Origin of the sequence: Halorubrum lipolyticum DSM 21995, assembly GCF_000337375.1 — an archaeon.
Classification (GTDB): domain Archaea; phylum Halobacteriota; class Halobacteria; order Halobacteriales; family Haloferacaceae; genus Halorubrum; species Halorubrum lipolyticum.
This window is the reverse complement of record NZ_AOJG01000018.1, coordinates 130,142-137,502: the sequence shown is the minus strand read 5'-3', so window position 1 is coordinate 137,502 and position 7,361 is coordinate 130,142. Positions and strand designations below refer to the sequence as shown.

Below are 7,361 nucleotides of genomic sequence, written 5' to 3'. Positions count from 1 at the left end.
GAGATGTGTATAAGAGACAGGTCTCGTTGCCGTCGACGGTCCCGTCCTCGGATCCGGTTCCGTCTCCGGTCGCCGCGCCGGAGCGTTCCAAGCTGAGCAGCCCGCCGACCGACAGCGGCTGGCGGTTCGTCCAGTTCTCGAACCGGTCCTCGCGGACCGCGGTGAGCGGGTCGGGGAACGCCACGACGGTGAACGGCTGCAGCTCGCCGAGGTCCCGCTGGAGGGCCGCCACCGCCTCGCGTCGGTCGTCGCCGTCCGCTCGACGCTGGGTCGCGAGCAGTTCGTCGACGCCGGTGATGTCGGTGAACCCGAACGGGTTCTGCCACCCGGACTCCGCGACGAACCGGGAGTGCGTGAACCCGTACATCGCGTCCGGGTCGAACGGCTCCGCCTCCCGGAACTGCCCGACGTACACGTCGAAGTTGTGGTTGATGAGGACCTTCCGCCGGAGGTCGGTGTGCCCGAGGGTGTTGATCCGGGTATCGATCCCCACTGCGTCTAGGTTGTCCGCGAGGTGTCTGGCGATCCGGATCGCGTTGGGGTCCCTGTCCGCGGGCGGCGCGTTGATCTCCAGCGTCAGTTGGGAGGACCGGTCGCGTCCCGCGATATTTCGCGTACGGCCGAGACAGCCGGCGCTCAGGGCCGCGAGCCCGACCCCAGCGAGCGTCTCTCGCCGGCTGATGTGCCGAGTCATCTGTTGGTCGCTGTTTCGCCCCTCGCGTATATCTCTTCTGTGGTATCGTCGTCGGATCGGTCCTCCAGCGCGTGTGCCGGATCGACGGAATCGACCCGATCGACCGCGAGAACCCTTCAGATCACGTCGGCGAGCGGGAGCGCCAGCCCGACGACCCACGCCGTCAGCCCCGCCGCGAGCACCGGACGGTCCGCGGCGGCGCGCCCCATCGCGACGACGCCGAGCGCGGCGAGCAGGGCGACTCGGTGGACGAGGAGGTCGGGCGGCACCGCCATACCGAGCGCGGCGAAGTCGATCACGAATCCCGCGCCGAGCCCGACGACGACGCCGAGAAGCGCCGCGCTCGGCTCCGACTCGGGCGCCCGGGCGACGACGAGCGCCGGAACGCCGACCGCGATGACGAGGTACAGCGGCCCGGCGATAAGTTTCGGTCCGACTCCGGGATAGGCGGTCTCCAGCGCAACTCCCGCGACCCGGACGCCGACGATGACGGCCGCGAGCGCGGCGCCGAGCAGCGCGGCGTCGACGTGTCGCGCCGCCTCTCTTCGGCTCCGGTGCGCGAGCTCGACAGCCGCGGTTCGGGTTCGGCGGCGGAGCAGCGTGCCTCCCAGCACCGCTAGCGACGCCAGCTCGACTACCGAGACCCAGCCGTCGCTCCACCCGCCCTCGACGCCGCGGTACTCGCGGCTGACCGCGGCGTCGACCCTGCCGTGGATGAACTCGTCTTCGAGCCGGACCGCCGGGTCGTCGATGCCCGGCACCGTGTGGCGGAGCCGGAACCAGTCGTAGTACTCCTCGTGGGCCTGCACCGCGGTGTAAGCGCCGTCCGGCGACTCGTACGCCCGGAGGTGATCGCGGACGCCGAGGTACGCCCCGTCGTGAAGCTCGAACGTCTCCCGCAGCCAGACGCCCCCGTCCGGCCCCTCGACGTAGCTGTAGCGGTCGGAGCTGTGCGCGTCCGCCCAGTCGCGCTCGACGAGTGCCCGCACCTGCTCCGTGTCGGCGGTGGCGGCCGCCTCTCCCTCTTCGGTCTCCTCCCAGTCGGTTCCTGATCGCCTCTCGATCGCCCGCCGCGTCGTCTCCGCGTCGGCGTGAAAGAGGACGTTGATCGCGAGCGTCCGCCCCTCGGCCGAGGTGCTTCGGCTCGTGTACGGCCAGAGCCTGTAGTCGCCGGCGACCTCGATGAGCGACCCTTCGTCCACCTCCGAGGGCGCCGGATCCTCGGCGGTCGGCGGCGGGGCCTCGTCACCCGCCCCGGCGAAAAATCCGGAGGCCGCGAGCCCGACGCCGACCGCGACGAGGAGCGCCACGACGATCGTCGTCCGTTTCATAGCCCGTGTGAGGACACCGGAGGACAAACGCCTTTGGGTGGTTTCCGCCGCCGCCCGCCGTTCACCACGTCTCGACGAACCCCTCTCGCACGTCCTCCGCGCACCCCTCGCAGTCGGGGTGGCCGCCCTCGAAACACGCCGGGCGCCCCTCCTCGTCGACGAGGACGGTCCGGCGCTCCGCGTGTCGGCGACAGACGATCCGGGCGCGCCCCTCGTCGTCGGTCGGGAGGCCGTAGCGCTTCGCTCCCGCGCCGTCGCCTGCGGGGTCGTCCTTCGCCTCGGTGTACGCCCGCTTGGCCTCCTCGAACTGCTTGCCCGCCTTGCGGAGCTGCTGGCGGATGACGCGCTCGAGTCGGTCGTCCATGGATGCCGTACCGGCGCGTCGGATATAGGTCCGTTGGCGACAGGCGGATGATCGATCTGTTGGTGGCGGACCCGGCGTGAGATGGTTATAAATCGATGCCTCTGCGGTGACGGGCTCCAAAGCCCCAGCCTCGTCGGTGGTCCTCCGCGTTGCTCCGGACCACCGACTCCCTCGCGGGCTCCTCGCGCCCGGTGGGCGCTCGGAGGCGCGCCACCGCACGTTTGTTTATAAGCGACCGCTACTCCGAAGTCCGTCTCGTTGCGTGCGGACGCTTCGCGTGGTACGGTTCCACTTGAAACGGCGCCCGCGTGTGGCTGACGGGCGTCAGACGCGGTCGGCGTCGACGACCCGAAACCGACGGAAGAGGCCGCTCAACGGGGCGAAGTCGACCACTTTCACCGCGGTTGCGGGATTTTTAATACCGTGAGGAACCAACCGTCGTACGCCTCCCACTGAATCATGACCGGAGGCGGAGACACCCCATGAGCGAACTGCGACAGGAAGCGGAAGCGATAGCGGAACAGTTCTCGGACCACCTCGACGTGGACGCCGACGAGATCGAAGAGCGGCTGGAGAACCTCGTCAACGAGTACCGCGTCCCCCTCGACGAGGCGCGCCGGAGCGTCACCAACAGCTACCTCGACGACGCCGGGATGGAGCGCGACGAGCTCGGCCGCGGCGGCAGCGAGTCCGTCCTCGTTGACGAGATCGACGAGGACGAACAGTGGGTCGACCTGCGCGTGAAGCTGGTCGACCTCTGGGAGCCCCGCAGCGACTCGATCTCGCAGGTCGGGCTCCTCGGCGACGAGTCCGGCACGATCAAGTTCGTCGCCTTCGAGACCTCGGACCTCCCCGAGCTGACGGAGGGACAGGCGTACGAGCTGACGAACGTCGTCACCGACGAGTACGAGGGGAGCTACTCGGTAAAGCTCAACCGGACCACCGGCATCACCGAGATCGACGAGGAGATCGAGGTCGGCGACAACGCCGACACGGTCGAGGGCGCGCTGGTCGACATCCAGTCCGGCTCCGGGCTGATCAAGCGCTGTCCCGAGGAGGACTGCACTCGCGTCCTCCAGAACGGGCGATGCTCCGAGCACGGCCAGGTCGAGGGCGAGTTCGACCTCCGGATCAAGGGCGTCCTCGACGACGGCGAGACCGTCACCGAGGTCATCTTCGACCGCGAGGCCACCGAGGAGCTCACCGGGATGGGCCTCGAAGAGGCCAAGGACATGGCGATGGACGCGCTCGACACCACCGTGGTCGCCGAGGAGATGGGCGACGACGTGCTCGGGCGGTACTACCGCGTCACCGGCCCCACCTTCGGTCGGTACGTCCTGGTCGACGAGATGGAGAACCCCGGCGAAGTCGACGTTGAAAGTGCGCTGATCGAAGCGAGGTCGATCTAAATGAGTCAATCCGCACCCACCCGAGAGGTCGCCCGGCGCGTGTTCGCGAGCGAGTTCAACGACGCCGGCTTCACGTTCACCGAGTCCGACGACGAGCGCGCCCCCGTCTACGCGCTGTTACCGACCGGCGAGTCCTCGAACCGCGTCTTCTTCGTCGGCACCCTCACCGAGAAGGAGGACGTCGGCGAGGACAGCGAGTACTGGCGCGGCCGCATCGTCGATCCGACGGGCACGTTCTTCGTGTACGCCGGCCAGTACCAGCCCGAGGCCGCCTCGAAGCTCCGAGACCTGGAGCCGCCCGCCTACGTTGCGGTCGTGGGGAAGCCCCGGACCTACGAGACCGACGACGGCACCGTCCGGGTCTCGGTCCGCCCCGAGTCGATCACCGAGGTCGACGCCGCCACCCGCGACCGCTGGGTCGCCGAGACGGCAAAGCGAACGATCGAGCGCGTCGCCGCGTTCGACGACGAGGGGAACGAGTACGCGCGGATGGCCCGCGAGGAGTACGACCTCGACCCCCAGACGTACAAGGCCGCCGCGCTGTCGGCGCTCGAGGACCTCGACGAGAGCGACGGCGACGAGCTCGCGGGCGACGGGTCCGCGCCGGGCGACGCCACGGGCGACGGGACCGCCCCGGACGGGGCGGATCCGGCCGGCACGCCGGAGCCCTGACGCGGTCGGTGCGACCCGGTCCCGGAGCGGCCTGACTCCGAAACCGATTTTCAATCTTGCGACCGTCTGACAAACGCTTAAGTAGATTGCGTGACGATCGGTCCGATAATGGGCAACAAGAACAAGACGATCTCGTTCCGCGTCAACGAGGACGCGTTCGAGACCCTCCGCGACATCGCCGAGGAGCGAGACATCTCGCTGTCGGCGGTCTTCCGGGACTACGTGGATACGCTCGTTGCCCACGACGGACAGGTCCGGGTCGTCCCGGAGGCGGAGCTCGACAGCATGGGCGAGAGCGGGGAGTCGTTCCCCCCGAAGATCGAGGTCCCGAAGAGCTTCGTGCGCGAGCACGAGCGGCTGGAGCTCGAGGCGGATCACCTCCGCGAGCAGCTGGAGGAGCACAAACGCTACGTCAACTACCTCCGCGAGCAGTTGGAGGACGGCGACGAAGAGGTGATCCAGCTCGAGGATCTCGACGGCGAGCCCGACGAGCCCTCCTTCCGACTCGGCTAGTCGACGACGGGCGATTCTCGATGTCTGCCGGTCTCTCGTTTTTCACTTAGCCGCGTCTCCGATCGGCGGCAAAACCGTCCCGATCGTTCGGTACTGTTCGGGGAACCGCCGATTTCGGCGAAAATATTGCCGGACGTGGCCCGAGTTGTTCAGAAATGTCCGATTCTCCCCGAATCTGCTGGACAGTTCCTCATCCCTACTATCTATTTCTGACTATAATAAACTATTTACGAAAACCATAATACCCGGGCGCCGAACCGTTCGTGTATGAAGAGGTGGGTCCGACCGTGAGCGTGTTCGACAGGGCGTACGACGATCCGGTCCGCGTACTCGACGAGGACGGCGAGGTCGTCGGCGACGTGCCGGACCTCGACGCCGAGGCGCTCGTCGAGATGTACCGGCACATGCGGCTGGCGCGTCACTTCGACGGTCGCGCCGTGAGCCTCCAGCGGCAGGGGCGGATGGGGACGTATCCGCCACTCTCCGGACAGGAAGGCGCGCAGATCGGCTCCGCGGCCGCGCTCGACGAGGACGACTGGATGGTCCCCTCGTACCGCGAGCACGGCGCGGCCTTGGTCCGCGGGCTCCCGCTGAAACAGACCCTGCTCTACTGGATGGGCCACGAGGCCGGCAACGCGACTCCGGAGGACGTGAACGTGTTTCCGGTCGCCGTCCCCATCGCCTCGCAGGTCCCGCACGCCACCGGCGCGGCGTGGGCGTCGAAGCTCCGCGGCGAGAACGACGCGTTCCTCTGTTACTTCGGCGACGGCGCGACCAGCGAGGGCGACTTCCACGAGGGAGTCAACTTCGCGGGCGTGTTCGACACGCCGACCGTCTTCTTCTGTAACAACAACCAGTGGGCCATCTCCGTGCCCCGCGAGCGGCAGACGCGGAGCGCGACGCTGGCCCAGAAGGCGGAGGCGTACGGGATCGACGGGGTGCAGGTCGACGGGATGGACCCGCTGGCGGTGTACAGCGTCACGAGGGCTGCCGTCGAGAAGGCGCGCGACCCCGAGACGGACCGGCCGCGCCCGACGCTGATCGAGGCGATCCAGTACCGGTTCGGCGCGCACACGACCGCCGACGACCCGACCGTCTACCGCGACGAGGACGAGGTCGACCGCTGGAAGGCGAAGGACCCGATCCCGCGGCTCGAGAGCTACCTCCGCTCGGAGGGCGTGCTCGACGACGAGCGCGTCGCGGAGATAGAGACCGATGTCGAGACGCGGGTGGCCGACGCCATCGAGGCGGCCGAGTCCGAGGCGCGGCCGAAGCCGGAGGAGATGTTCGAGCACGCGTACGCGGAGCTCCCGCCGGAATTGGAGCGACAGTACGAGGAGTTCGCCGCGTTCCGCGAGGCGCACGGCGACGAGGCGTTCCTGGAGGAGTAAATGAGCGAGACACAGAACCTCACCGTGGTACAGGCGGTCCGAGACGGATTGTACACAGAGATGCGCGAGGACGACGAGGTCCTCGTGTTGGGCCAGGACGTGGGGAAGAACGGCGGCGTCTTCCGCGCGACCGAGGGCCTGTTCGACGAGTTCGGCGGCGACCGCGTCGTCGACACCCCCCTCGCGGAGTCGGGGATCGTCGGCGCCGCGGTCGGCATGGCCGCGATGGGGCTCAGACCCGTCCCCGAGATCCAGTTCTCGGGGTTTATGTACCCCGGGTTCGATCAGATCGTCTCCCACATGGCCCGCTTCCGCACGCGAAGCCGGGGGCGGTTCAGCCTGCCGATGACCCTGCGCGCCCCGTACGGGGGCGGGATCCGGGCGCCAGAGCACCACTCCGAGTCGAAGGAGGCGTTCTACGCCCACGAGGCCGGGCTGAAGGTCGTCATCCCCTCGACCCCGTACGACGCGAAGGGGCTGTTGGCGGCGTCGATCCGCGACCCCGACCCGGTGATCTTCCTCGAACCGAAGCTCATCTACCGGGCGTTCCGCGACGAGGTGCCCGAGGAGCCGTACACCGTCCCCATCGGCGAGGCGGCCACCCGACGCGAGGGCGGCGACGTGGCGGTGTTCACCTACGGCGCCATGACGCGTCCGACGCTGGAGGCCGCCGAGAGCCTCGCCGAGGTGGGGATCGAGTGCGAGGTCGTCGACCTCCGAACGGTCTCCCCGCTCGACCGCGAGGCGATAATCGAGGCGTTCGAGGCCACCGGACGCGCGGTCGTCGTCCACGAGGCCCCGAAGACGGGCGGGCTCGCGGGCGAGATCACGGCGATCATCCAGGAGGAGGCGCTGCTGTACCAGGAGGCGCCCGTGAAACGAGTCACCGGGTTCGACGTGCCGTACCCGCTGTACGCGCTGGAGGACTACTACCTCCCGACCGCGGCGCGCATCGAGGAGGGTATCAAGGAGGCGGTGGAGTTCTGA

General features: G+C 68.6%; 7 protein-coding genes and 1 pseudogene. 5 read left to right on the top strand and 3 right to left on the bottom strand.

What is annotated here, in order from left to right; all coding sequences use genetic code 11:
* The 3 genes and pseudogenes from C469_RS07925 to C469_RS07915 all read right to left on the bottom strand — a co-directional run.
* A pseudogene (locus C469_RS07925) lies at window positions 1-694 on the bottom strand (ABC transporter substrate-binding protein); the annotation flags it as partial.
* Window positions 695-810: 116 nt separating this feature from the next.
* Entirely contained in the window at window positions 811-2,025 is a 1,215-nt protein-coding gene (locus tag C469_RS07920) for a hypothetical protein (RefSeq protein WP_008005439.1), read from the bottom strand.
* A 61-nt stretch (window positions 2,026-2,086) separates the two neighbouring features.
* Window positions 2,087-2,389 (bottom strand): DUF7091 family protein, encoded by a 303-nt coding sequence (locus C469_RS07915; protein WP_008005437.1) that lies wholly within the window; start codon window positions 2,387-2,389, stop codon window positions 2,087-2,089.
* A gap of 482 nt (window positions 2,390-2,871) precedes the next feature.
* Between C469_RS07915 and C469_RS07910 the strand changes: the two genes are divergently transcribed.
* The 5 genes from C469_RS07910 (at window position 2,872) to C469_RS07890 (ending at window position 7,361) form a co-directional block, all read left to right on the top strand.
* Window positions 2,872-3,798, top strand: coding sequence for a hypothetical protein (locus tag C469_RS07910; protein WP_008005435.1), 927 nt, complete (start codon window positions 2,872-2,874; stop codon window positions 3,796-3,798).
* Window positions 3,799-4,470, top strand: coding sequence for an RPA family protein (locus C469_RS07905; RefSeq protein ID WP_008005434.1), 672 nt, complete (start codon window positions 3,799-3,801; stop codon window positions 4,468-4,470). It begins immediately after the preceding gene.
* Window positions 4,471-4,578: 108 nt separating this feature from the next.
* Complete coding sequence (locus C469_RS07900; RefSeq protein WP_004048800.1) at window positions 4,579-4,983, top strand: hypothetical protein; 405 nt, start codon at window positions 4,579-4,581, stop codon at window positions 4,981-4,983.
* Between the two features lie 287 nt (window positions 4,984-5,270).
* A complete protein-coding gene (gene pdhA / locus C469_RS07895; protein WP_008005430.1) occupies window positions 5,271-6,374 on the top strand; it encodes a pyruvate dehydrogenase (acetyl-transferring) E1 component subunit alpha in 1,104 nt (367 codons plus the stop codon).
* Window positions 6,375-7,361, top strand: coding sequence for an alpha-ketoacid dehydrogenase subunit beta (locus C469_RS07890; protein WP_008005429.1), 987 nt, complete (start codon window positions 6,375-6,377; stop codon window positions 7,359-7,361).

Coding starts and splice junctions, on each gene's coding strand:
- C469_RS07890 (WP_008005429.1), top strand. CDS start 6,375: ATGAGCGAGACACAGAACCTCACCGTGGTACAGGCGGTCCGAGACGGA.
- C469_RS07900 (WP_004048800.1), top strand. CDS start 4,579: ATGGGCAACAAGAACAAGACGATCTCGTTCCGCGTCAACGAGGACGCG.
- C469_RS07910 (WP_008005435.1), top strand. CDS start 2,872: ATGAGCGAACTGCGACAGGAAGCGGAAGCGATAGCGGAACAGTTCTCG.
- C469_RS07920 (WP_008005439.1), bottom strand. CDS start 2,025: ATGAAACGGACGACGATCGTCGTGGCGCTCCTCGTCGCGGTCGGCGTC.
- C469_RS07915 (WP_008005437.1), bottom strand. CDS start 2,389: ATGGACGACCGACTCGAGCGCGTCATCCGCCAGCAGCTCCGCAAGGCG.
- C469_RS07905 (WP_008005434.1), top strand. CDS start 3,799: ATGAGTCAATCCGCACCCACCCGAGAGGTCGCCCGGCGCGTGTTCGCG.